We start from the raw sequence: 23,785 nt of genomic DNA on the forward strand, positions 1-23,785 counted from the left end.
TTTCAGTTGACGTCACGTGCGGTCACTTGACGAAGGGGAGCTTGGAGCGGTCGATCGTGAGGGCGACGGCGGCGATCACGAGCACACCGTAGAAGATCTGCTCGAACGACGAGTCGACGCCCGCCACCGAGAGCCCCACGCGCAGCACCGTGATGATGAGCACCCCGATCACGGTACGTCCGATGCCGCCGAATCCGCCGGTGATCGCCGTCCCACCCACCACGATGGCGGCGACCACCGGCAGAAGCAGGGAATCCGCGAGGCCCGGCGCACCGCTGTACGTGCGGCCGACGAGCATGACGCCCGCGAATCCCGCGCACGCGCCCGACACGACGAACGCGGCGATCTTGGTCTGGGCGACCGGCACGCCGGCCATGAGTGCGGCCGGCTCGCTGCTGCCGATCGAGATCAGCCAGCGCCGCACCGGGGTGAAGGTGAGGACGAGCGCGAAGACGGCGACGATCGCGGCGGCGATGAGCACCGCACTCGGGATGCGCCAGGGCCCGACCCGCGTGAAGGTCCAGTCGAGCGTCGAACCCGACACGCCGACGGTCGACGCGCCGGAGGCGACGAGGGCGATCCCCGACCAGACCGCCAGGCCGCCGAGGGTGACGAGGAACGACGGGATCTGGGCGACGACGTGGATGGCGCCCTGCAGCAGCCCCGCGAGGGCGCCGACCAGCACGACCACGGGCACGACCCACGGCCCGAGCACCGGTATCCAGAGGGCGACGAGCACCGATGCCATCGAGGCGAGCGCGGCGACCGAGAGGTCGATCCCGCCGCACAGGATGACGAGCATCGCACCGGAGGCCAGGATCATCAGCGGCACTGCCGAATCCAGCACGGTCCAGATGCTCAGGGGCCGGAGGAAGTTCGGGTTCGCGATCGCGATCGCCGCGACGAGCGCCGCAAGGACGATCACGGGCATCACGGTGAGCAGCAACTGCCGACGCGTGGTCTGCGTGAGCCGGGGCGGCTCGCCGAGTCGGGCGAACGTGCCGGTCTTGTCGGTGACGCTCATCACACCATCCGTTCCAGCACTCGCAGCGGGGCGGGCTTCGCGCCCGCAGGTGCATCGATGACCTCGGTGACCCGCCCGTCCTTCATGACGAGCACGCGGTGGCTCATGGCGATGAGCTCCTCGAGGCTGTCGGCCATGAGCAGCACCGACATCCCGGACGCCGTGAGCTCACGGATCAACTGGTAGACCTCCGTCTTCGCCCCGACATCCAGGCCACGCGTGGGGTGGTCGAGGATGAGCAGCCGCAGCGAGTCGGAGACGAGCCACCGGGCGAGCACCGCCTTCTGCTGGTTGCCGCCCGACAGCGACCCGAGCGGCGCCGATGCCGACGGGGTGCGGATGCTGAGCCGCTCGATCCACGTCTCGGCGAGTGCGCGCTCCTTGCCGCGCTGCAGGAGCGGGCCCGCGCATACCTCGGCGAGGTGGGGAAGGGTGATGTTCTCGGCGACCGACATCGAGCCGACCATCCCCTCGCGACGGCGCTCAGCAGGCACGAAGCCGATGTCGGAGGCGATCGCGGCCCGAGGCGAACGGGACCTGAGCGGGCGCCCCTGCAGCGTGACGGACTCGTTGCGGCTCGCGAGCGCGCCGAAGAGGCTCCGACACAGTTCCTCCCGGCCCGATCCCTGCACGCCGGCGATCCCCAGCACCTCGCCCTCGTGCAGGTCGAAGTCGACGCGGTCGCACACGCCCTTGACCGTGAGACCGCGCACCGCCAGGCGGACCTCCTCGCGGGGCGGCAGCTGCCGCTCCTCGTCGTAGTGGCTGCCCTCCAGGTCGCGGCCGATCATGAGCCGGCGCAGGGTCGCCTCATCGACGTCCCCGGGCACGCACTCCGCCACGGTCTGGCCGTTGCGCAGCACGTAGACCCGATCGGAGACGCGGAGCACCTCGTCGAGGCGGTGCGAGACGAACACGACCGAGGCGCGCGTGCGCAACCGCTCGATCTGGGCGAACAGCAGTTCGGTCTCGTCGCGGTCGAGCACCGAGGTCGGCTCGTCGAGGAGCACGACCGGTTCGGCGTTGGTGCGCTCCTCGGTCGCGAGGACCTTCGCGATCTCGACGAGCTGCCGGTTGGCGAAGCTGAGGCTCTCGGTGACGGCGTCGGTCGAGATGTCCGAGCCGATCTTGTCGAGTTGCACCTGGGCGCGCCGCCTCAGCTCTTTCCAGCGGTAGAGGCCGCCGACCACGGCGGGGCCCTCTGCGCCGAGGAGGATGTTCTCGGCGACCGTCAGGTTGGGGATGAGCGACTGCTCCTGGAACACCATTCCGATTCCCGCCGCGCCCGCCTGCGCGATGCCTCGCATCCTGACGCGCTCGCCCCGCAGCTCGATCGAACCCGAGTCGGGCTGGGCGAGCCCGACCAGCATCTTCAGCAGCGTGGACTTGCCCGCGCCGTTCTCGCCGATGAGCCCCACGACCTCGTGCGGCCGCACCTCAAAGGTCACGCCGTCGAGGGCCGTCGTCTCGGCGAATCGCTTCAGGAGCTCCCGCACCGCCAGCACCGGCGCGGTGCCCGACGGGCGCTCCACGTCCAGGGTCGTCTCGATGTCCGCACTCACTTGACCACTCGCAATCTCCGCCGCAGCGGCCACGCCGTGATGACGACGGCGACGACGACGATCACTCCCTGCACCGCCCGCTGCACGTAGGGGCTGACTCCGATGAGCACGAGCCCGTTGGCGAGGACGGTGACGATCAACACCCCGACGATCGACTGCAGCACGCCGCCGCGGCCTCCCGACAGGAGCGTGCCGCCGACGACTGCGGCCGTGATCGCCGCGAAGTTCTGCCCGACACCGGCCTGGACGATGCCCGAGCCGAGCTGGACCGTGACCATGACACCCGCAAGCCCGTACGCGGCACCCGCGAACGTGAACGCCAGGGTCTTGTAGCGACGCACCGGGATGCCGGAGAGCAGCGCCAGCTCCTCGGCCCCGCCGATCGCCCGCGCGTACCGGCCGAGACGGGTGTATCGCTGGACCAGGAGCCCGATGACGACCACCGCGAGCGCGACGTACGTCAGCCGGGTGAGTCCGAACCACTGTCCGGCGGCCCACTCGGCGAGCTCCGGCGAGCGCAGCGTCGGCTGCATGCCGCCGAACAGCACGGTCGCGATGCCGATGCCGATGGCCGAGATGCCGAGCGTCGTCATGAACGACGGGATCTTGAGTCCCGTGGAGAGCATGCCGCTCGCGAGGCCGAAGCACGCGCCGAGCGCGACGGCCGCGACGACACCGAGCAGGCCGAGGTCGATGTCGTTCCGGCTGTTGGCCACGAGGAGGGCGACGCTCAGGGCGGCGGTCGCCATGACGCCCTCGATCGACAGGTCGATCGCGCCGAGCAGCAGGACGAACGTGAGGCCGACCGCGATGACCGCGAGCACCGCAGCCGAGTCGAGGAGGTTCCGCACGTTGCCCCACGTCGCGAACTGCGGGCTGAGGACGGCGAAGAGGGCGCAGAGCAGCACGAGTGCGGCGAGGGGGCCGAAGTCGGCCAGCAACGTCGCACGGTCGAAGCGCCGCGAAGGACGTGGTGGGCCGGCGGTCCGCCCGGTCTCGGGCGGCGCCTGCCCGAGCCGGGCGGGCGTCATGTCAGCTCACCGGCCCGTCGACGCGGTTGAACAGGTTGCCGCACTCGAAGTCCTCGAGGTTCACCGACGGCGTGAGGTTCGCTTCCGCATTGGAGGCGTCGATGAGGGTCTGCTTCGCGAAGAAGGCGCGCTCCTCGTCGCTGAGGTCCGCGACGTCCAGCTCGCCGGTCAGCGCGCAGTAGCCCATCGCGAGGCCGATGCCGCCCTGCCACGGGCCGTCGCTCGACACCGTCGCCGTCATCTTGCCGTCGGCGATCGCCTGGACCGCTTCGGGGACCGCGTCGATGCCCACGACCGCGACGCCGGTCATGCCGGCGGCCTCGAGCGCCTGCAACGCGCCGAGGGCCATGTCGTCGTTGGCCGCCCAGACGCCCTTGATCGCGTCGCCGTGCTTGGTGATGAGCGTCTTGGTGACGTTGAACGCGGTCGTGCGGTCGAAGTCGGCCGCCTGCTCGTCGAGGAGGGTCACGCCGGGGTTCTCGGCGAGCGCGTCCTCCAGGCCGATGAACCGGTCCTTGGCGGCACTCGTGTCGAGGATGCCCTGAAGTGCGATGATGCCGCCCTCGCCGCCCATGGCCTCGAACATCGCCTCGGCGATCTGGCGGCCCGAGTCCACGCCGTTGAACGTGATGTGCGAGATCCACGTGTCGTATCCGTCCCACGGGTTGAGGTCCGCCGGCTTGTTCCAGTGCGTCACGAGGTAGGCGCCCGCGGCATCCGCCTCCTTGACGATGGGCGTCGTGTCGGAGTCGCCGTTGGGCAGCACGTTGAGCACCATGCACTCGGGGTTGCCGGTGCTGAGCGCCTGGCGCAGCTGCTCCTGCTGCTTGGGCGACTCGCCGTCATAGGTGAGGCGGGTCTGGGTGAGCCCGACCGACTCGGCGAACTCGTCGCCGCCGTCGAGCCAGGCCTTCTCGTACGGGTTCGTCTCGTTGCGGACCTGGCCGATGAGCTGGATGTCCTCGGGCGCGCAGGCGGCGGTCTGTCCGCCGTCGCCTTCGGCGGCGGAGTCGCTCGCGCAGCCGGCGAGTGCCAGCGCGGTCAGGCCGGCGGCGGCGAACGCGAGCGCGCGCCGGCTGCGGGCGGATGTGGTGATCATGTGCTGTGCTCCGTTTCGGGCTTCGTGGTGAGGTGGGTGGTCTGCTTCATCGCGACATCCACCCCCCGTCGACGACGAGGGTGTGTCCGGTGATGTAGTCGGATGCCGGCGAGGCGAGGAAGATCGCGGCGCCGACGAGGTCTTCAGGGCGACCCCAGCGCCCCGAGGGGATGCGCGAGAGGATCTCGAGGTCGCGCTCGGGGTCGGCGCGCAGGGCCGCGGTGTTGTCGGTGGCGATGTAGCCGGGGGCGATGGCATTCACCTGCACCCCGCGGTCGGCCCATTCGTTCGCGAGCGCCCGCGTGAGCCCTACGAGGGCGTGCTTGCTCACGGCGTACCCGGCGACCTGGCGGCCTCCCTGGAACGAGAGCAGGCTCGCGATGTTGATGATCTTCCCGCGACCTCGCGCGAGCATGCCCTCGCCGAAGGCCCGGCTCAGCACGCGGGGCGCCTCGAGGTTCACGGCCATGAGGTCGCGCCACTCGTCGTCGTCGACGTCGAGGAACGGACCGCGCTGGATCGTGCCCGCGCAGTTGACGAGGATGTCGACCGGGTGCTCGACGGCCAGTTCGCCGGCCGCTTCTTCGAGTGCGTCGGTGTCGCGCAGGTCGAGGCGCGCGATCACCGCATCGCCGTGCTGCGCGGCGATCTGCGCACGCGTGGCGTCGAGCGAGGCTGATCGGCCGATCAGCACGACGGATGCCCCGCCCGCGGCGAGTCCGCGTGCGATCTGCCGTCCGATCCCCGAGCTCGCACCGGTCACGAGCGCGCGGCGGCCCGCGAGGGAGAAGAGCGTGTCGACTGTCATCGCAGGCCCTCCACGGGAACGGGCGCGAGGTCGCCGTAGTCGCGGTTGTCGCCGGCCATCGCCCAGACGAAGGAGTATCGCGCGGTCCCGGCGCCGGAGTGGATGGACCAGCGCGGCGCGATGACGGCCTGCTCGTTCGCGACGATGACGTGCCGCGTGTGCTCGGGCTCGCCCATGAGGTGCACGACGCGAGCGGCGTCGGGCAGTTCGAAGTAGAGGTAGATCTCGGTGCGGCGCTCGTGGAGATGCGGCGGGAAGGTGTTCCACACCGCGCCGGGCTCGAGCACCGTGACGCCGAGCTGCAGCTGGCACGACTCGACGGTGCCGCCGCCCCAGATGTAACGGTAGAGGCGCCGGCGGCCGGCACCCGCCTCGTCGCCGAGCTCGACCGGCTCGGTCTCGTCGAAGGCGATGCGCGCGGCGGGAAGTTGCGTGTGGGCGAGGGTGCCGACGACGTAGAAGCGCGCCTCGTCGCCCTCGAACGAGAGTGAGCTGCCGCGACCGGCGTACAGGCCGTCGCGCGAGGCTAGCTCGTATCGCTCGCCGTCGACGACGACCACTCCAGGGCCGCCGACGTTGACGACGCCGAACTCGCGCCTTTCGAGCCCGTCCGGCCCGAGCGCCTCGATCTCGGGGAGCTCGAGCGCCGACCCCGACGGGACGACGCCGGCGATGAGCATCCGGTCCTCCGCAGTGTGCACCGTCGAGACCTCTCCCGCTCGGAAGAGGCCCTCGACGAGGAACGCGTCCCTCAACTCCTGCGTCGTCGCACCGCGGGCGCGCTGGGCGTCCATGGCCGGGCGGTCGATGTTCATGCACTGCTCCTCGAGTCGGTCGCGGCGGCGATCGCGGTGATCGCCGCGTGTTTCACGTGGTCGGCGCCGCCGTGCTGCCACGCCCTCGTGAAGGCGCCGGCGATGCCCACGGCGGCGGCGCCGGCCGTCAGCCATCCGCCCGCCTCGGCCGGCGCGATGCCGCCGGTGGGCACGAGCGGGATGTCGGGGAACACCTCGGCCAGCGCGCTCACGAAGCCCGTGCCGAGGGAAGCGGCCGGGAAGACCTTCACCGCGTGCGCTCCGGCGCGACGGGCATCGGCCACCTCGGTCGGTGTGAAGGCGCCCGGCAGCACCGGGACGCCATGGTCGGCCCCGCGGCGCAGCACGGCGGCATCGGAGATCGGCGAGACGAGGAAGGTCGCTCCGGCGTCGATCGCGACCTGTGCCTGACCGGGGGTGAGCACGGTGCCCGCGCCGATGGCGACGGCGGGCAGCATCCCGACGAGTCGCTCGATGAGCGCACCCGCGTCGGGGACGGTGAAGGTGATCTCGATCGCGCGGACGCCTCCGTCCGCGGCAGCGAGTGCGATGCGCTCGGCGACGGATGCCTCGTCGTGCCGCACCACCGCCACGACGGGCGCGTGGGTCAGCACGTCGTCGAGTCCCGTCATCGCAGCACCATCCGCTCGCGGGCGGGCTCGGAGAGCAGGTCCTCTGCATACGGGAGGCCCTGGTAGTCCCCCTGCGTGCTCACGACGCGCGCGGCGACGCGCCCGGCGAGCTCGAGCGCGTCGACGATCGGCGCGCCGTCCAGCAGGGCGTGAAGGAATCCGACCGCGAATCCGTCGCCGGCGCCGACCGCGTCGACGACGGGAACGGTACCCGGCTCGAGCTCGATGCGCTCGTGCCGGGCGAACGCGCTCGCCCCGCCCCCGACTCCCTTGAGGACCACCGTCTCGGCCGACAGCGATCGCGCGTACTCCTCGAGCGCCGCGTCGTCGTCGGAGCCCGCGCAGAGCGCGGCCTCTCCGCGGCCGAGCAGGATCTCGTCGGCGAGGCCGGCCGCCTCTTCGAAGGTGTCGACCAACGTCGGAGCGGGCGCGAGCTTGCGCCGGAAGTTCGCGTCGAGGCTCACGCGGCATCCGTCCGCCCGGGCGCGTCGCATCGCCTCGAGAGCGGCTCGACGTGCCGCGGGGCTCAGCACCAGGGTGATGCCGGTCACGTGCAGCCGGCGGATGCCCGCGAACCTGGCCGGGAGGTCGGCGACGCTGAGCGTCGAGCCGGCCGAGCCTGCACGGTGGTACGTCACCTCGGTGCGTCCCGCGGTGGAGCGTTCCTTCAGGAGTACGCCGGTCGGGGCGGATGCGGCCACGACGAGGCCGGAGGCGTCGACGCCCTCACCGCGCAGGGTCCGGCGGATCTCACGCCCGAGCGAGTCGCTCCCGACCCTGCCGATGTACGCGACCGATCGGCCCAGGCGGGCGAGTCCGATCGCGACGTTGCTCTCGGCTCCGACGACGTACTTCTGCACGACGGATGCCGCGTCGAGCGGTTGTTGGCCACTGTCGAAGCAGATCAGCGGTTCGCCGAGGGTTATGCAGTCCATCCTCATCCTTGAACGATGTTCCGTATCTTGTACGGAGACCGTAGACTGATTCCGCGACCCGAGTCAAGTATGAGAACATCGTTCAAGAATGTGAACGTCAAGGCGTCAAGGAGAACCGATGAGTCAATCCCCGTCCGGTGGCGCGGACGACCCCGACTTCGTGCCCGTGAAGTCCGCCGATCGCACGCTCGACGTGCTCGAAGCGCTCGCATCCGGCGCAGCGAGCCTCGCGGAGCTGTCGGCGCGTCTCCGCATCCCGAAGAGCAGCATGCACAGCATCCTGCGCACGCTCGAGCATCGGGGATGGGTCGAGAGCGACGCGGCGCGGTCGACCTATGCACTGGGCATGAACGCGCTCCTCATCGGATCCTCCTACGTCGACCAGGACCCCACCGTGCTCCGCACATCCGACGCCCTCGACGGACTGGCCGCCGAGACCGGCGAGACCGTGCACCTCGCCCGCCTCGAGGTGCCCGACGTGGTCTACCTCGCCAAGCGCGAGTCGACGCATCCGCTTCGCATGTTCTCCGCCATCGGACGACGTCTCCCGGCGCACGCGACGGCGCTCGGCAAGGCGGCGCTGGCCGAGCTCCCCGCCGACACGATCCGGCGCATCCTGCCCGAGCAGCTGCCCGCCTCCACCGAGCACACGATCACCTCCCGCGAGGCGCTCATCGAGCACCTCGCCGAGGTGCGACGCCAGGGCTACGCGATCGACGCCGAAGAGGCCGGCCTCGGCATGCGGTGCTTCGCGGTCGTGCTCCCGTTCCAGACGCCGTCGAAGGATGCGATCAGCTGCTCGGTGCCGATCGCACGGCTCGACGACGAGCGCGAGCGCTCCATCATCGAGCTGCTTCTGAAGACCCGCGACCAGCTGAGCCGGCAGTTCGGAAGCCGGCGCGTGACCGCGATCTGACATCCGACCGACCACGAGAACCCATCCGACCGAGGAGGAACCATGCCCAATATCACCGTCGAGCTCCTGCGAGGCCGCACCGTCGACCAGCGGCGCGCATTCGCCGAAGCCGTCACCGCCCACGCCGTGGACATCCTCGGTGCACGCCCGCAGGACGTGCGCATCGTGTACCAGGAGATCTCAGCCGATGTCGTCGCGAACGGCGGTGTGCTGGCGAGCGAGGACGCGTCCCGGGCCGACGTGGTCGCGAAGCACGGCGTCTGACCGATTGCCGGATGCCACAAGCGCGGCGCCGCTTCGACCCGCCCGCGTCGTCGATCCCGACAGAGGTCGGCACCCGGCGCGAAGCCCGGGTTTACCCTCCGTACATGAATGGATTCCGTCCGCCCGTCGCCGACCTCGTCTACGCGCTCAAGCACGTCGTGGGCTACGACCAGGTCGAGCAGCTCCCGGGCTTCGAGCACGCCGACTTCGAGACGGTCTCCGAGATCCTCGACGAGTTCGGCGCCTTCTCGTCCGAGGTCATCGCTCCCACCAACCGTGCCGGCGACATCGAGGGCGCCCGCCTGAACGCCGACGGTTCGGTGACCACGCCCACGGGTTTCACGGAGGCCTATGCCTCGTACGTCGCCGCGGGCTGGGGTTCGGTGCCCCTGCCCGAGGAGTTCGGCGGCGGCGGGTTCCCGCGAACGGTCGGCCTCGCCATCCAGGAGCTGACCACCACCGCGAACATCGCGTTCGCGCTCGGGCCGCTGCTCACCCAGGGCGCGATCGAGGCGCTCCTGCACTACGGCAGCGACGAGCAGAAGCAGGCCTGGCTGCCCAAGATGGTCAGCGGCGAATGGGCCGGCACCATGAACCTGACCGAGCCCCACGCCGGTTCCGACGTGGGCGCGCTCACGACGAAGGCCGTCAAGCGGGCCGACGGCACCTACGGCATCACCGGCCAGAAGATCTTCATCTCGTACGGCGACCACGACCTGAGCGACCAGATCGTGCATCTCGTACTCGCCCGCACGCCCGACGCACCCGCCGGCACGCGGGGCATCTCGTGCTTCATCGTTCCGAAGCACCTCGTGAACGCGGATGGCTCGCTGGGTGAGCGGAACGGCGTGCACACCGTGGGCCTCGAGCACAAGATGGGCATGCATGGGGCGCCCACGTGCGTGCTGTCGTACGAGGATGCCACGGGCTACCTCATCGGCGACGAGAACTTCGGCATGCGCATCATGTTCGTCATGATGAACAGTGCCCGCCTGTCGGTGGGCATGCAGGGCCTCGCCGTCGCCGAGCGCGCGTACCAGCAGTCGCTCGACTATGCGACCGAGCGCATCCAGGGCCGCGCGATCGGCGCCACGCAGGACTCCCCCATCATCGACTTCCCCGACGTGCGCCGCATGCTCATGACGCAGAAGTCGTACATCGCCGCGCTGCGACGGATGATGCTGCTGAACGCCGTGTACGTCGACATCTCGACCAATCACCCGGATGCCGCGACCCGCGCCCGCGCCGACGAGATCGTCGGCCTGCTCACGCCGATCTGCAAGGCGTTCGGCACCGACCTCGGTAACGAGCTGACGTCGCTCGCGCTGCAGATCCACGGCGGCATGGGCTTCATCGAGGAGACCGGAGCCGCCCAGCACTACCGCGACGTGCGCATCACCGCGATCTACGAGGGCACGAACGGCATCCAGGCCGCCGACCTCGTCGGCCGCAAGCTCGGCGTGCGGGGCGGCGCCTCGTTCCTCGAGTTCATCGCCACCATGCGCGACCTCGACGGCGAGCTGGCGGCCGCCGGTGAGGACTTCGCGTCCATCCGCGCACAGCTGAACGCGGGTCTCGACGTGCTCGAGCAGACGACCGGGTGGATGCTGCGCACCGGCGTCTCCGACCCGAACTCGGTGCTCTCCGGATCCACCCCGTACCTGCGCATCTGGGGGCTCGTGGTCGGCGGCTGGCTGCTCGCGAAGTCCGCACTCGCGGCTCGCGAGCTCAACGGCGACACCGTGGCGGCGGCGCAGTTGCCGCTCGCCCGGTTCTACGCCGAGCAGCTGCTGCCCGCGGCATCCGGTCTCGTCGGCGCCGCCACCGCCGGATCACGCGACCTGTTCGCGCTCGACGCCGGCGGGCTCGGCGACGTGGTGCGCCGCACCGCACGCGTCTGATGCCTCACCCAACGAGACCGCTCACGCGATCCCGGCGACGAGGTTGATGATGCTCGCGAGGATCACCGACCCGAACACGTAGGCGAGCACGGTCTGCGCGATCACGATCCGTCGGATCTCGTTCGTGCGCACGTTCGTGTCGGCGACCTGGTACGTCATCCCCAGCCCGACCGCGAAGTACGCGAAGTCCGTGTACTCCGGATCCTCATCCTGATTGAAGTCGATCCCCCCGACCGGCTCCGCGTACCAGCGGGCGGCGTACCGCAGCATCTAGTCCACCTGCACCAACGCCCACGAGGAGACGACGCTCACGAGCGCGATCCCGGCGAGCAGCAGCGCCTCGGCCTGCGACCGCTCCCGCGTCTGCAGGAGCACGATGCCGACCGCTCCGAGGCTGACGAGCGAGCCGATGAGCGCGACGAGTCGCGCCAGGTTCCGACCCGGATCCTCACTCGTGGCGTGTGCACGCGTCTGCTCCGCGTTCATGGGCCAGACCGTCACGAGCACCCAGATCACGCTGGATAACGCGATCACCGACCATCCGACGAGCAGCGCCGCCGGGACGCCGAGGACGGGCGTGACCGCCACGAAGGCCACAGCTCCAGCGACGACAGCCACGACCGCTCGGACGAGGGTCGTGGGTTGAGATGGACTGCGGCTCACGGCCCCCATGCTTCCACGGCGCACCGTCACGACGTTCCGGCCATATCTGCGAGCACGTGCAGGAAGGTGAATGGACATCGTCGTGCAGAGGCTCGAAGATCGAGAACAACACTGTCGCACCCTGGAGGTGGCGAGCAATGGAGTACGAACAGGTCCGCGAACTGCTCCTGCAACAGTGGACATACACCGGAGGACCCAACGAGTCCAAGGCGTCGGAGCTCTATCACGACGACGTCGTGCTCGAGTTCCCGCAATCCGACGAGTGGTTCGAAGGCAAGCTCAATCAGCAGGAATGGCGCGAGCGCTACCCCGCGAAGCTCGATTTTCAGCCGCAGGAGATCAGAGGCTCCGGCGACCTCTGGCTTGCGGAAGGGCTGCTCAGCTATGACGGGGGCGAACCGCTGCACTACGTCAAGATCATGCAGTTTCGCGGCGACAAGGTAGCGCGTGAAACGCTCTACTTCGCCGACTCCTTCCCGGCGCCGGAATGGCGCCAGCCGTGGGCGACGAAGGGACCACGACCCAAGCGCCACCATGACCTACCCGAGCACGTGATCGGCGGCAACTGAACCGATCTGCCGGTTTGGAACGCCTCACCGACTCAACCGCGCCGACCACGAAGGACCGGTGTTCGGACGACGGATGGGACACCGGGCTCGACATCGAGCCTCCCGAGCGAGAAACTCGGAGCACAGCGTTCAAAGGGGAGCGTCCATGTCCGATCAACGTCTCGGGCTCGGTGCCCAGCTGCTGCGACGCAAGCCGATCATCTTCCAGCATCATTTCCATCCCGGCACGGAGCTCCCGCGCAAGCTCGGCACATTCCAGCTCATGATGTTCGGCGTCGGTGCCACCGTTGGAACCGGCATCTTCTTCGTGCTGAGCGAAGCGATCCCGCTGGCCGGGCCGGCGGTGATCCTCTCGTTCCTGCTCGCGGGCCTCGCGGCCGGCTTGTCGGCTCTGTGCTACGCGGAGCTCTCCTCCTCGATCCCGGTGAGCGGATCGACCTACTCGTTCTCGTACCACGCACTCGGCGAAGGTGTCGCGGTCCTCGTCGGCGGGTGCGTGCTGCTCGAATACGGTCTGGCCGTCTCGGCGGTCGCAGTCGGCTGGAGCGGCTACTTCAACGAGCTGCTGCGCCTCCTGTTCGGGTTCCAGCTGCCGACGGAGCTTTCGATTTCGTTCATCCCCGGCGACGACGGCGTGGCCACCGGCGGCATCGTCAACCTGCCGGCCATCGTGCTGGTGGCCCTGTGCATGCTGCTGCTCATCCGCGGTGCTTCGGAGTCCGCGACGATCAACGCGATCATGGTGTGCATCAAGCTCGGCGTGCTGGCGCTGTTCATCGTGATCGGACTCTCCGCATTCAACGCCGACCACTTCGACAACTTCTTCGGCCAGGCCGCAGGCATCAGTGGAGCGGCCGGAGTGATCTTCTTCTCCTTCATCGGACTCGATGCGGTCGCGACCGCCGGCGAGGAAGTGCGCAATCCGCAGAAGGCGATCCCCCGCGCCATCATCGGCGCCCTGGTGATCGTCACGACGGTGTACGTCCTGGTGTGCATCGCAGGGCTCGCCGCGATGCCGGTGGAGTGGTTCGCGACGCCGGAAGCCGGCGAAGCCGGACTCGCGAAGATCATGGAGCTGGTCACCGGCACGCCGATCTGGGCGACGATCCTCTCCGCCGGCGCGGTGATCTCGGTGTTCTCAGTCACGCTGGTGACCCTGTACGGCCAGACGCGCATCCTCTTCTCGATCTCTCGCGACGGCATGGTCTCCAAGAAGTTCCTCGCCGTCAGCCCCAAGTACGGCACGCCGGTCTACAACACGATCGTCGTGTCGATCCTCGTGGCGCTCGTCGCGGGATTCGTGCCCTCCGACTACCTGTGGGACAGCGTCTCGTTCGGCACACTGGTCGCGTTCAGCGTCGTCGCGATCTCGCTCATCGTGCTGCGGCGCCAGCACCCTGAACTCGAGCGCCCCTTCAAGGTGCCGCTGTACCCGGTGGTGCCCATCCTCACGGTGGCCGTGTGCATCTACGTGCTCGTGAGTCTCCGCCCGATCACCTGGATCATCTGCCTCACGTGGCTCGCCGTCGTGTTCGTCTTCTACCTCGCGTACGGCAGGCACCACGCCACGCTGAACGACTACACCTCCGACGAGGAGATCTCGGAGCCGATCCATCCCGAGCTGGAGGAACGGTGACGTACGTCGTCGGGTACGGCCCGCACAACAACGATCGCAGCGCGATCGAGCTCGCGTGTCAGCTCGCCCGCTCAGTGCCGGGCGACGTGCGCGCGGTCTCCGTGGTTCCGCAGGGATGGGGAACCCCGGCGGCCGGTGGAACCGACCGCGAGTTCGAGGCGTGGGCCGCAGGTGAGGGCGAGCTCAGCGCCGCCGAGGCGCGCGACGATCTGGCCCAACACCCGACCGTCGAAGGCTCTGCCGTCTGGGTGAGCGACCGTTCGGTGCCCCACGCCCTCCTGGACGAGGCAGCCCGATCCGATGCCTGGATGCTCGTCGTCGGTTCCAGCGGCGATGCCGAGCGGGGCCGCATCCGACTCAGCTCCAAGACCGACCGTCTGGTGCACTCGTCACCCGTCCCGGTGGCGATCGCTCCTCGCGGCTATCGCACCGATCACCCCGTGACACGGGTGACCGTGGGATTCCGCGACGATGACGCGAGCTGGTCCCTGCTGGCGCGCATCGCCGAGATCTGCCACCGGGCATCGGCGCACCTTCGCGTGGCCACGTTCGTCGTCGCACCACCGCGCCGACCGGTCACGGCCCGCTCGAGTCACACCGAGACCCAGGTGATCGACCTCTGGAAGGCCCAGGCCGCGAATGCCCAGCGCGAGGCGAAGACCTACCTCGACTCGCAGGGGTTCGACGAGCCCTCGCTCGAGTTCGCGATCGCACAGGGTCCCGACTGGGGGCGGGCGATCAGGATGCTCGACTGGGAGGATGGCGACATCCTGGCCGTCGGCTCGTCGGCGACGCATCCGGTGGCTCGTGTGTTCCTCGGATCGAGCGCGACCAAGATCATCCGGTACGCGCCCGTACCTGTGGTCGCGGTCCCCGGCGCCGCGACACAAGGCCGAGCATGACCGCCGCGGTGCTGGCCCAGCAGCTTCGTCGCACGCTCCCCTCGGACAGCTTCGAAGGTCGGGAGCCACGCGACGTCACGGGGGCGCTCACCGCGCTAACGAGGCTCGCCGACGACCGGCGTCCCGGCGAGGCTCGCGTGGCCGTGTACACGCCCACACTCACCGAGAACGGGTGGACGTCGCGCCGCACGATCGTGCAGATCTGCACCGACGACTCACCCTTCCTCGTGGACTCGGTCACCGCGGCCATCGCCGAAGCGGGCCTCACCGTCCACCTGCTGCTGCATCCGATCCTCTCGGCCGGCCGCGACGCCGAGGGGCGCCTTCTGGCCATCGGCACCGACGACGGCCCGCGCGAGTCGTGGATGCACATCGAGACGGACCGCATCCCGACGGGCGAGCAGCGAGCGGCGCTGCAGGCGCGCATCGGGTCAGCACTCGCCGACGTCCGCGCAGCGGTGGACGGCTGGAGCGCCATGCGGCGCACCTGTCTCGGCATCGTCGCCGAACTGCGCGCCTCCCCTCCGATCGGGGTGGCCGCGGAAGCGGTCACCAGCACCGTCGAATTCCTCACCTGGCTCGCCGACGATCACTTCACCTTCCTCGGGTATCGCGAGTACGCGCTCGACGTGGTCGACGGCGAGGATGTGCTGTCTCCCATCCCGGGCAGCGGTCTCGGCATCCTCCGCGATGCGCCCACCCGCGTCGCGCATCTCCGACCGGAAGCCAGGGCGACAGCGCGAGCCCCCCGGCTGCTCACCATCACGAAGGCCAACTCCCGCGCGACGGTGCATCGGGCGGTGTACCTCGACTACGTGGGAGTGCGCACATTCGACGAGGTCGGAAACGTCACCGGCGAGCGTCGCCTCATCGGGCTGTTCACCTCGACGGCCTACGCGTCGTCCGTCCTGATGCTCCCCGTCATCGCGGCCAAGGTGAGCGCCGTGCTGGAGGCTTCCGGGCACGCGCCCGGTTCGCACTCCGCGAAGAATCTGCTGCAGATCCTCGAAGACTACCCGCGTGACGAGCTATTCCAAGACTCGCCGGAACACCTGCTCGACGTCACGACGCAGGTCAGCAAGCTCCAGGAGCGGCGGGGTTCACACGTGTTCGTCCGCAGTGACGAGTTCGGCCGCTTCGTATCGGCACTCGTGTTCATGCCGCGCGATCGGTACAACACGCCCGTCCGACTGCGCGTGGAGTCCATGCTCACCGAGGCGTATGGCGCCGAGTTCATCGAGCACACCGCGAAGGTCGGGGATTCGCCGCTGGCCCAACTGCACTGCACGCTGCGGATGCCGCGGGGCGTCGACATCCCTCCGGTCGATGTCGCGGCGCTCAACGCCGGCCTCGAAGCCGCGATCCGCACGTGGGACTCCGAGTTCGTCGACGCCCTGCACCGCGTGCACGACGAAGAGGTGGCGGCAGGGCTGTTCACCCGATACGGCTCCGCCTTTCCGGAGTCGTACAAGGACACCACGACACCTGACGAGGCGGTCGCCGATGTCGGGCGCCTCGAGCGGCTGGACGACTCCGGCGGAATCGCGGTGCACCTGTACGCCGCGGGCGACGATCCCCGCCTGCGGTTCCTCAGGGTCGTGAGCACCGCCTCGCGGCCGCTCACCGAGGTGCTGCCCATGCTCACCGCGCTCGGCGTCCAGGTGATCGACGATCGCCCCCAGGATGTGACCCTCATGGACGGCTCGACGAGGCACATCTCCGACTTCGCCCTGAGCCTGCATGACGCCGAGATGTGGGACGACGACGCCCGTGCAGCCGCGTTCGAGCGGGCGTTCCTCGCGATCTGGTCGGGCGCCGCCGAGGGTGACAGCCTCAACTCGCTCGTCCTGCAGGCGGGCGTGGACTGGCGTGACGTCGTCATCCTGCGTGCGATCGGCGCCTACCTGCGACAGATCGGCTCCGCCTTCTCGATGGAGTACATCGACCAGGCGCTCACCGCGAACCCGACGCTCGCGGCGGGCCTCGTCCGCGTGTTCGGGGCCAGGTTCGACCCCGACAGGGCCGACGGCGGCACCGGCTACGAGCAGGTCCGCGACGAGCTGCTGCGCGCGCTGGACGATGTCCCCAGCCTCGACCACGACCGCATCCTCCGCGCCTTCGTCGGCACGATCGACGCGACGGTGCGCACGAACTTCTACCAGCGCGACGTCGGAGGCCTCCCCAAGTCGTGGGTGTCGATGAAGCTCGAGAGCAAGCGCGTTCCGAACCTGCCCAAGCCGCAGCCCATGGCCGAGATCTGGGTCTACTCGCCCGAGGTCGAGGGTGTGCATCTGCGCTTCGGGAAGGTCGCCCGCGGGGGCCTGCGGTGGAGCGACCGACGCGAGGACTTCCGCACCGAAGTGCTCGGGCTCGTCAAGGCGCAGATGGTGAAGAACGCCGTGATCGTGCCGACGGGCTCGAAGGGCGGGTTCGTCGGCAAGCGGCTGCCCGACCCCGCGGTCGACCGGAGCGCCTGGTTCGAAGCCGGCACGTCCGCGTACCGCGTGTTCATCCGCGGGCTCCTCGACATCACCGACAACCGCACCGCCGCGGGGATCGTGCCGCCGCAGCGAGTCGTGCGCCACGACGGCGACGACCCGTACCTCGTGGTCGCCGCCGACAAGGGGACCGCAACGTTCTCCGACATCGCGAACGGCGTGTCGCAGGAGTACGGCTTCTGGCTCGACGACGCGTTCGCCTCGGGCGGGTCGGCCGGCTACGACCACAAGGCGATGGGGATCACCGCACGCGGAGCGTGGGAGTCGGTGAAGCGGCACTTCCGCGAACTCGGCCTCGACACACAGGCCGAGGACTTCACGGTCGTCGGCATCGGCGACATGTCGGGCGACGTGTTCGGAAACGGGATGCTGCTCTCGGAGCACATCCGACTCGTCGCCGCCTTCGACCACCGCCATGTGTTCGTCGACCCGGAGCCCGACTCCGCCGCCTCCTTCGGAGAGCGCACGCGCCTGTTCCACCTGCCGGGGTCCTCGTGGGCCGACTACGACGCGGCGCTCATCTCCACGGGCGGTGGAGTGTTCCCGCTCAGCGCGAAGTCGATCCCGGTGTCGCCGCAGGTGCGCGCGGCGCTCGGACTCGATGACAGGGTGGAGGCGCTCACGCCGAACGAGCTGAAGCGGGCCGTGCTCCTGGCCCCGGTCGACCTGCTGTGGAACGGCGGCATCGGCACGTACGTCAAGGCCTCGACCGAGACCAATGCCGAGATCGGCGACCGGGCGAACGATGCGATCAGGGTCGACGGCGTCCAGTTGCGCGCCCGCGTGGTCGGCGAGGGCGGCAACCTCGGGGTGAGCCAGCGCGGACGCATCGAAGCGGCGCACGCCGGCAGGCAGATCAACACCGATGCCATCGACAATTCCGCCGGCGTGGGCACCTCGGACCGCGAGGTGAACATCAAGATCCTCCTCGGCGAGGTCGTCCGCGCGGGCGACCTGACGATCGACGACCGCAACGCCCTGCTGGCGTCGATGACCGACGAGGTGGCCGCGCAGGTGCTGCGCGACAACTACGAGCAGAACGTGCTGCTCGGAAACTCCCGTGCGAACGCGGCCGTCATGCTGCCCGTGCACGAACGGCTGATGGAGGCCTTGGAGGCGCGCGGGGAGTTGGATCGCGAGATCGAGTTCCTGCCCGACCGCACCGACGTCGCCGAGCGCATCCAGCGGGGCGTCGGGCTGAGCCGCCCGGAGTTCGCGGTCATGGTCGCGTATGCGAAGCTCGCGCTCAAGTCCGACCTCGCCGCGACCGACCTCGCCGAGGATCCCTGGTTCGGCGGGACGCTCGCCGAGTACTTCCCGACCGAGCTGCGGGAACGCTTCTCCGCGTACCTCGACGAGCATCCGCTGCGCCGGGAGATCATCGTCAACGCGGTCGCGAACTCGATGGTCAACCGCGGCGGGATCACGTTCGCCGACCGCGCCGCCGCCGAGACGGGAGCCACCACCGAGCAGATCGCCCGGGCGTACGTCGCTGCGCGCGAGATCTTCGATCTGCGCGGATTCGTGATCGCGGTCGAGGCAACCGACACCCTCGTCGACACGAGCACGCAGACCACGCTGTACCTCGCCTTCCGGCGGCTGCTCGATCGGGCCGCCCGGTGGTTCGTGCAGCGCCGGTCCGACCGGCTGGACCTCGGGGCGGAGATCACGAGGTTCGCGGGTCCGGTCGCGATCCTCTCGGACCGGCTCGCCGAGTTCTTCCGCGGTGAGGAGGCAGACCAGTTCGCGAACCGCAAGGCGGCGCTGCACGCCGCGGGAGTTCCCGAGGATCTGGCGCACCGCGGCGCTCGCCTGCTCGAGGCCCTGCGCCTGCTCGATGTCGTCGAGCTCGCGCAGGCTCGTGGGTGGGACCTGGACGAGGTCGCCCGCGCCTACTTCCTGCTCTCGGGCGAGATCCGGTTCGACGACCTGCTGACCAGCGTCTCCCGGCTCCCGCAGGAGGATCACTGGCAGTCGATGGCGCGCGCTTCGCTGCGCGACGACCTGTACGCCGTGCTCGTCGAGCTCACCGCCTCCGTGCAGTCGCACGCGGGTGACGTCGAGCTCGGGCAGAGGTTCGCACGCTGGCTCGAGGGGGGTGGCATACCCGCGAAGCGCGCGGTCGCTTCCCTCGCCGCAGCGAGCGCCGTGACGGACCCGGACATCGCCGTGCTGTCGGTCGCCCTCCGACAGTTGCGGTCGCTGGTCCGTTAGCGGTGGGGCTGTCTGGTGGCACAGATCCAGTCATCGTGAGCTCGAGAAGGATTCCTGCATGAGTGTCGATCCTGAACCGTTCACGATCGCTATCGGGGAAGACGTCTTGAGCGATCTGCGCGCCCGACTACGCAATACCCGCTGGCCGGATGGCGCGCCGGGAGCACCGTGGAGCCAAGGCACCGACCTGGCCTACTTGAGGCGCCTTACCGACGACTGGGCGGGCAGATTCGATTGGCGCCGGCAAGAGCAGCGCCTCAATGCGTACCCTCAATTCACCGCCGACATCACGGGCACTCGTGTGCATTTCGTCCACCGACGAAGCGGAAGACCTCCGCTGCTGCTGACGCATGGGTGGCCGAGCTGTTTCGTGGAGATGCTTCCTCTCGTGGACCGATTGTCGGATGAGTTCGATGTGATCGTTCCGTCGTTGCCGGGTTACGGCTTCTCCTCCCGTCCGGCAGAGGTCGGAATCGATGCCGTGCACACCGCGGGTCTGTGGCTGGAGCTGATGAACCGTCTGGGCTACGAACGGTTCGGCGCGATCGGGGGCGATTTCGGCGCGGCCGTCGCGACGCATCTGGCCCTGTTGGCCCCCGAACGCGTGACCGGAATCCTGCTCACGACACCTGAAATGAGACCGACGCTCGGGCCGGACGCTCCGCCTCTCACTGACGCCGAGCGGGCGTACCTTCAGCACGTCGAGCAATGGGATGCCACCGAACGCGGTTACAGCAGCATCCAATCCACCCGCCCGCAGACGCTCGGGTATGGCCTCTCGGACTCACCCACGGGCTTGGCGGCCTGGTTGATCGAGAAGTGGCGTAGCTGGAGCGACAGCGACGGCGACGTCGACCGGCATCTCGGGACCGAATTCCTGCTCACGGTTCTCACGCTCTACTGGTCCACCAACTCGATCACCTCGTCGATGCGGGACTACTACGATTCGCGGTGGCACAGCACGCCGCTGACGAGCACTGACTACGTGACCGTGCCAACGGCGGTATCTGTGTTCGCCCACGAGTTCGTACCCGAAGGCGAGCCGCCCCGCGAGTGGTACGCGCGGCTCTACAACATCCAGCAGTGGACGGTGGCACCGCACGGCGGGCACTTTGCTGCAGTAGAGGAACCCGACATCCTCGCGCGGGACATTCGAAGCCACTTCAACCGAGACACCTCGCCTGCGAAGGGCATTTGACGATACAGCCACCGACGTCCTCACCCACATCGGGGTTGGGGTAGCGGGATCGGCCAATCCCAGCGCGGCCGAGCGGCACTGTCCGCGGTATGTCGGATCGCCGCACTCCCAAGTCGTATCGCGAGGATCGATCGGTGATGCCGGCATGAGTCTGAGGTTAGCCACCGGAGCCGGTCGCAGCGCCCGTCAGCGATCCTCAGCGAGACGCGGTGGATCAGGTGCCGTGAGGTCCATTTCGCCGTCGGGCTGGGTCAGGAAGGAAACCTACCCGGGAGTGCGGCGGGATCGGTGATCCGCCCCGCTCTATTCGCGGGTCACTCTCGTGGCGAACGCGATACGGACGTAGTCGAGGTGCTCGCGTGGGATCACGGCCGTGACGCTCGTGTGCTCGTCGAGCGTCAGTCCGAGCGCGTACACGAACGGATCCGTATCGATCTCGACGGCGGGAACCTCGACGCGGTCGAGACTCGCCGCGACGGGATTGACGGCCGCCTCCGTCACGCTCCACATCCCGTCGATAGTGGGTCCAGGTCCCAGCCCGAGCTCCTCCCGGTACTGGTTCATGAGGATGTAGTTGGTATGTTCGACCAGCTGACGAGCCACAGACACGTACTCGGAAACCTCCCGGCTCCAGTTGGTGCGCACGGTCTCCCACAGCAGCGGGTACCGCATCCGCTGCACACGCTCGATCAGCCATGCCGGTCGCGGCCAGGGTGGCTCCTCCTCGAGCGAGCGCCGCATCGCCTCGTCCAGCTCGCGCAGGTTGACCGGGTCGTCACGGTTGGCCGGGTTGCGCCACAGCTGATACGTGAGGGACGCGCTGACCTGCGACCAGCCGTCCTCGTCGGTCGACTCCTGCAGGCTCACCAGCCCCGCGTCCTCGAGCGAGGGCTGCGGAGCCAAGCCGACGACAGCAAACGGAAGCGAGCGGACCCTCACGTCCACTTCGGCTTGTGGGTCGGGCGCATCTTCCGGAAGCACTCCAGCAAACTGCATAAGACCACCCTCACCGGCCGACGGCACGACCCGCAAGCAGAAAGCCCAGCCGATTCCTCAACGCAACGTTCTCGATGGATCGAGCCGTCGGGTCCGGGGATAGGGTCGTCGGGAACGAATGGAGTCTGGCTTGACGGATCAGCTCGGCCGGTCGGCAGTTCCTGGATAGTACGAGGACCCGGAGGCCCCGGACTTGCTCCGCTGGTGGGACGGTACTCGATGGTCAGACGACGCATTCCGCCCCGGGCCGAGCGCCGAGGAATCGGCGAACCCTTTCGCTCAACGTGCTCGGAAGACCTTCTCCTGGGCGCTGACCGTGGTCGTGCTCTTCTGGATCATTCCGATCATCCTGACTTTCTTCCCCAGCTACGAACTGCAAACCCTCGGCGTCATCCTGGTCTGGCTCGGAGCTCTGCCGGCGCTGGTACTCACCGCTCTCGCAATCGTGTTCGGCGCGATTGGACTGAGTCGGTCACGGCAGGTGGACGGCACGGGACGCGCCAGCGCCCTTCTCGGCCTGGTCGGAGGTATCAGCCTCTTCGCGGTGCCAGGACTGTTAGCACTTATCAGCATCGCACTCATGATCACAATCGCGAGTATCTAGCCGATCCCTCACCAGGCCGCCGCGACGATCGTTGCGCTCGCACTCCGCGCGTGAGACCGTCAAGCGTGGATTCGTTCGTCGTGTGGAACACCTTGGTCTTCGGGGTCGCTGCAGTCGCAGCGGCAGGGATCGTGGCTCTGGCCATGTGGGTCTGAAGCCGCAAGCGCCAGTCGTGGCCGCAATGAGGGACTACCGGTCGATCCCGGGGTTCGCGCACGCATGTCTCGAAGACAGCTGGGTGCTCTCCATCTCGGCGCAGCCAGGTTCGGTGTTGTACGAACAGCCGAGCGGGTCTTACGCGGTGAGCTTGCTGATGGCGAAGGCAAGTCCGATGCATCCGGCGACAATGCACGAGAACCCAACGAAGGCGATCGTGGCTGGGGTTGATCGACGACTGATCGTGAGCCCCGGCCGCCCGAACGCGGTGAGGTTCTCGCGGTTGCGCGCTGCGACGCGATCGCGGTATGCGATTAGCAGGACACCCACGATGATGAATCCGGCGATCACGAAGAACCGTGCCATGGTCACTGAGCGTCCATCTTTTGAGCGAGGGTGCAGCGAACGGGCACCGTCCGGAGCGGCGCTCGCTCCGTCACATTCTTTGAGAGAACGGATACTGCGCAGCCGATTAGAAACGACAAAACCCCCGGCTGACCGGGGGTTTTGGTAGCGAGGGCGGGACTCGAACCCGCGACACCACGGAGACGCCGAGTGCCTCTACGAGTCTTTCTCCTCGAACCCGAAATCTCGGATGGTCTCGGATTGGCCCGGGATTCCTTGAGAGATCGGATGCTGCGGCGGCGACTCTATTCGAGACAGCTGGGAACGCCTGGAGTGAACTCGGATCGATATTCGTTGAATAAGCGTGCGCGCATCAAGTCTCCAGATCGAACAGAGGTAATCTCGGGGTCGACGCGCCCGTCCCAGGTCTGGGCTGAGCAGCAGCAGCAGAGACCGCCGGGCCGATTGCCCGGGGGTCTTGTTCCGGCTTCGCGGTGTCGAACGTCGCTGCGTTGAGCGAGCTTGGCTGATGATGACGACGTGGACCCGGACACCCCTGAACCCAACCCCTACACGCCGGCGACCACCGTGTCGTTCTGGTCATTGCGCCGCGATCGTCGACCGCCTCACCTTCAACGGCACCATCATCGAAACCGGCACCACCAGCTACCGCCTCAACCACGCGCGACAGGGGGCCAGATAGTACCCGGCGGCGCAGCTTAGCCCGAAAGGCAAGAGCGGTGACGGGGCGGGTAGCAGCGCTGTTCCCCCGGGCGCTGCCGCCCGCCCCGTTATCGAGGAAGTTTCCGGCTGAGCGGAGAGCGTTACAGACTCTTCGCGCGAGGGCAGTGACTGACTCGCCCGGTCTGATGGATCAGCACCCGATCTTGGTCATGGCCCATGAGGTATTAATCCAACTGTTTGAACCGCCCCGGGTCTGGTGGAGGCATTGATCTCACGAAAGGGTGATGTCATGCCGGCGCAGAAGAAGTACCCAGTGGAAGTGAAGGACCGGGC

The 23,785-nt window shown here is 68.6% G+C and carries 19 protein-coding genes and 3 pseudogenes; 11 read left to right on the plus strand and 11 right to left on the minus strand.

The genetic code is table 11. The features are described 5' to 3' along the window. Positions 1–22: 22 nt before the first annotated feature. From ACFQ58_RS15245 to ACFQ58_RS15280, 8 genes are read right to left on the minus strand one after another with little or no spacing between them, the layout of a single operon-like run. Positions 23–1,024, minus strand: a complete 1,002-nt coding sequence (locus ACFQ58_RS15245) for an ABC transporter permease (protein WP_376952007.1) — start codon at positions 1,022–1,024, stop codon at positions 23–25. Continuing rightward, positions 1,024–2,586 (minus strand): sugar ABC transporter ATP-binding protein, encoded by a 1,563-nt coding sequence (locus ACFQ58_RS15250; RefSeq protein WP_376952008.1) that lies wholly within the window; start codon positions 2,584–2,586, stop codon positions 1,024–1,026. Before ACFQ58_RS15250 ends, ACFQ58_RS15245 begins: the two co-directional genes overlap by 1 nt. Beyond that, positions 2,583–3,617, minus strand: coding sequence for an ABC transporter permease (locus tag ACFQ58_RS15255; protein WP_376952009.1), 1,035 nt, complete (start codon positions 3,615–3,617; stop codon positions 2,583–2,585). Before ACFQ58_RS15255 ends, ACFQ58_RS15250 begins: the two co-directional genes overlap by 4 nt. Position 3,618: 1 nt before the next feature. Continuing rightward, positions 3,619–4,716: a sugar ABC transporter substrate-binding protein gene (locus ACFQ58_RS15260; protein ID WP_376952010.1), complete on the minus strand. Its 1,098-nt coding sequence runs from the start codon at positions 4,714–4,716 to the stop codon at positions 3,619–3,621. Between the two features lie 46 nt (positions 4,717–4,762). Further along, positions 4,763–5,524 carry an SDR family oxidoreductase gene (locus ACFQ58_RS15265; protein WP_376952011.1) on the minus strand — a complete coding sequence of 254 codons (762 nt, stop codon included), beginning with the start codon at positions 5,522–5,524 and terminating at the stop codon, positions 4,763–4,765. Beyond that, on the minus strand, positions 5,521–6,339 hold the full coding sequence (gene kduI / locus ACFQ58_RS15270) for a 5-dehydro-4-deoxy-D-glucuronate isomerase (RefSeq protein WP_376952012.1): 819 nt from the start codon (positions 6,337–6,339) through the stop codon (positions 5,521–5,523). Before kduI ends, ACFQ58_RS15265 begins: the two co-directional genes overlap by 4 nt. Then, on the minus strand, positions 6,336–6,971 hold the full coding sequence (locus ACFQ58_RS15275; protein ID WP_376952013.1) for a bifunctional 4-hydroxy-2-oxoglutarate aldolase/2-dehydro-3-deoxy-phosphogluconate aldolase: 636 nt from the start codon (positions 6,969–6,971) through the stop codon (positions 6,336–6,338). Before ACFQ58_RS15275 ends, kduI begins: the two co-directional genes overlap by 4 nt. Next, positions 6,968–7,906 carry a sugar kinase gene (locus ACFQ58_RS15280; RefSeq protein WP_376952014.1) on the minus strand — a complete coding sequence of 313 codons (939 nt, stop codon included), beginning with the start codon at positions 7,904–7,906 and terminating at the stop codon, positions 6,968–6,970. The genes ACFQ58_RS15275 and ACFQ58_RS15280 overlap by 4 nt, the downstream gene beginning before the upstream one ends. Before the next feature lie 118 nt (positions 7,907–8,024). Between ACFQ58_RS15280 and ACFQ58_RS15285 the strand changes: the two genes are divergently transcribed. From ACFQ58_RS15285 to ACFQ58_RS15295, 3 genes are all read left to right on the plus strand, one after another. After that, positions 8,025–8,822, plus strand: a complete 798-nt coding sequence (locus ACFQ58_RS15285; RefSeq protein ID WP_376952015.1) for an IclR family transcriptional regulator — start codon at positions 8,025–8,027, stop codon at positions 8,820–8,822. 42 nt (positions 8,823–8,864) lie between these two features. Further along, positions 8,865–9,086, plus strand: a complete 222-nt coding sequence (locus tag ACFQ58_RS15290; RefSeq protein WP_376952016.1) for a tautomerase family protein — start codon at positions 8,865–8,867, stop codon at positions 9,084–9,086. 104 nt (positions 9,087–9,190) lie between these two features. After that, on the plus strand, positions 9,191–10,987 hold the full coding sequence (locus ACFQ58_RS15295; RefSeq protein WP_376952017.1) for an acyl-CoA dehydrogenase: 1,797 nt from the start codon (positions 9,191–9,193) through the stop codon (positions 10,985–10,987). Positions 10,988–11,008: 21 nt separating this feature from the next. Here the strand turns inward: ACFQ58_RS15295 and ACFQ58_RS15300 are convergent. Further along, positions 11,009–11,833, minus strand: a pseudogene (locus ACFQ58_RS15300) (DUF1345 domain-containing protein). On the opposite strand from ACFQ58_RS15300, the gene ACFQ58_RS15305 reads away from it, so the two are divergent. The 5 genes from ACFQ58_RS15305 to ACFQ58_RS15325 all read left to right on the plus strand — a co-directional run bounded on the left by ACFQ58_RS15305 (position 11,788) and on the right by ACFQ58_RS15325 (position 20,667). Next, positions 11,788–12,219 (plus strand): hypothetical protein, encoded by a 432-nt coding sequence (locus ACFQ58_RS15305; protein ID WP_376952018.1) that lies wholly within the window; start codon positions 11,788–11,790, stop codon positions 12,217–12,219. The pseudogene ACFQ58_RS15300 and the gene ACFQ58_RS15305 overlap by 46 nt on opposite strands. Before the next feature lie 145 nt (positions 12,220–12,364). Continuing rightward, on the plus strand, positions 12,365–13,855 hold the full coding sequence (locus ACFQ58_RS15310; RefSeq protein ID WP_376952019.1) for an APC family permease: 1,491 nt from the start codon (positions 12,365–12,367) through the stop codon (positions 13,853–13,855). Next, the gene (locus tag ACFQ58_RS15315; RefSeq protein ID WP_376952020.1) at positions 13,852–14,757 is read left to right on the plus strand and encodes a universal stress protein; all 906 of its coding nucleotides are present in this window, start codon (positions 13,852–13,854) and stop codon (positions 14,755–14,757) included. Before ACFQ58_RS15310 ends, ACFQ58_RS15315 begins: the two co-directional genes overlap by 4 nt. Continuing rightward, the gene (locus ACFQ58_RS15320) at positions 14,754–19,469 is read left to right on the plus strand and encodes an NAD-glutamate dehydrogenase (RefSeq protein ID WP_376952021.1); all 4,716 of its coding nucleotides are present in this window, start codon (positions 14,754–14,756) and stop codon (positions 19,467–19,469) included. The genes ACFQ58_RS15315 and ACFQ58_RS15320 overlap by 4 nt, the downstream gene beginning before the upstream one ends. A gap of 58 nt (positions 19,470–19,527) precedes the next feature. After that, on the plus strand, positions 19,528–20,667 hold the full coding sequence (locus ACFQ58_RS15325) for an epoxide hydrolase family protein (protein WP_376952022.1): 1,140 nt from the start codon (positions 19,528–19,530) through the stop codon (positions 20,665–20,667). Between the two features lie 303 nt (positions 20,668–20,970). Here ACFQ58_RS15325 and ACFQ58_RS15330 read toward each other — a convergent pair whose 3' ends face one another. Then, positions 20,971–21,570 (minus strand): hypothetical protein, encoded by a 600-nt coding sequence (locus ACFQ58_RS15330; RefSeq protein WP_376952023.1) that lies wholly within the window; start codon positions 21,568–21,570, stop codon positions 20,971–20,973. Between the two features lie 274 nt (positions 21,571–21,844). On the opposite strand from ACFQ58_RS15330, the pseudogene ACFQ58_RS15335 reads away from it, so the two are divergent. Then, a pseudogene (locus ACFQ58_RS15335) lies at positions 21,845–21,904 on the plus strand (DUF2510 domain-containing protein); the annotation flags it as partial. 75 nt (positions 21,905–21,979) lie between these two features. Next, the gene (locus ACFQ58_RS15340; protein ID WP_376952024.1) at positions 21,980–22,267 is read left to right on the plus strand and encodes a hypothetical protein; all 288 of its coding nucleotides are present in this window, start codon (positions 21,980–21,982) and stop codon (positions 22,265–22,267) included. Positions 22,268–22,561: 294 nt separating this feature from the next. Here the strand turns inward: ACFQ58_RS15340 and ACFQ58_RS15345 are convergent, their stop codons facing one another. Continuing rightward, on the minus strand, positions 22,562–22,789 hold the full coding sequence (locus tag ACFQ58_RS15345; protein ID WP_376952025.1) for a hypothetical protein: 228 nt from the start codon (positions 22,787–22,789) through the stop codon (positions 22,562–22,564). 583 nt (positions 22,790–23,372) lie between these two features. On the opposite strand from ACFQ58_RS15345, the pseudogene ACFQ58_RS15350 reads away from it, so the two are divergent. Further along, positions 23,373–23,471: pseudogene (locus ACFQ58_RS15350) on the plus strand (AAA family ATPase); the annotation flags it as partial. Positions 23,472–23,785: the final 314 nt, after the last annotated feature.

It is taken from the genome of Agromyces sp. NPDC056523 (assembly GCF_042794545.1).
Classification (GTDB): Bacteria; Actinomycetota; Actinomycetes; order Actinomycetales; family Microbacteriaceae; genus Agromyces.

Excerpts from the sequence above, each read along its gene's own strand:
- ACFQ58_RS15245 (WP_376952007.1), bottom strand. The coding sequence starts at position 1,024 with ATGAGCGTCACCGACAAGACCGGCACGTTCGCCCGACTCGGCGAGCCG.
- ACFQ58_RS15255 (WP_376952009.1), bottom strand. The coding sequence starts at position 3,617 with ATGACGCCCGCCCGGCTCGGGCAGGCGCCGCCCGAGACCGGGCGGACC.
- ACFQ58_RS15260 (WP_376952010.1), bottom strand. The coding sequence starts at position 4,716 with ATGATCACCACATCCGCCCGCAGCCGGCGCGCGCTCGCGTTCGCCGCC.
- ACFQ58_RS15265 (WP_376952011.1), bottom strand. The coding sequence starts at position 5,524 with ATGACAGTCGACACGCTCTTCTCCCTCGCGGGCCGCCGCGCGCTCGTG.
- kduI (WP_376952012.1), bottom strand. The coding sequence starts at position 6,339 with ATGAACATCGACCGCCCGGCCATGGACGCCCAGCGCGCCCGCGGTGCG.
- ACFQ58_RS15275 (WP_376952013.1), bottom strand. The coding sequence starts at position 6,971 with ATGACGGGACTCGACGACGTGCTGACCCACGCGCCCGTCGTGGCGGTG.
- ACFQ58_RS15280 (WP_376952014.1), bottom strand. The coding sequence starts at position 7,906 with ATGGACTGCATAACCCTCGGCGAACCGCTGATCTGCTTCGACAGTGGC.
- ACFQ58_RS15285 (WP_376952015.1), top strand. The coding sequence starts at position 8,025 with ATGAGTCAATCCCCGTCCGGTGGCGCGGACGACCCCGACTTCGTGCCC.
- ACFQ58_RS15290 (WP_376952016.1), top strand. The coding sequence starts at position 8,865 with ATGCCCAATATCACCGTCGAGCTCCTGCGAGGCCGCACCGTCGACCAG.
- ACFQ58_RS15295 (WP_376952017.1), top strand. The coding sequence starts at position 9,191 with ATGAATGGATTCCGTCCGCCCGTCGCCGACCTCGTCTACGCGCTCAAG.
- ACFQ58_RS15305 (WP_376952018.1), top strand. The coding sequence starts at position 11,788 with ATGGAGTACGAACAGGTCCGCGAACTGCTCCTGCAACAGTGGACATAC.
- ACFQ58_RS15310 (WP_376952019.1), top strand. The coding sequence starts at position 12,365 with ATGTCCGATCAACGTCTCGGGCTCGGTGCCCAGCTGCTGCGACGCAAG.
- ACFQ58_RS15320 (WP_376952021.1), top strand. The coding sequence starts at position 14,754 with ATGACCGCCGCGGTGCTGGCCCAGCAGCTTCGTCGCACGCTCCCCTCG.
- ACFQ58_RS15325 (WP_376952022.1), top strand. The coding sequence starts at position 19,528 with ATGAGTGTCGATCCTGAACCGTTCACGATCGCTATCGGGGAAGACGTC.
- ACFQ58_RS15345 (WP_376952025.1), bottom strand. The coding sequence starts at position 22,789 with ATGGCACGGTTCTTCGTGATCGCCGGATTCATCATCGTGGGTGTCCTG.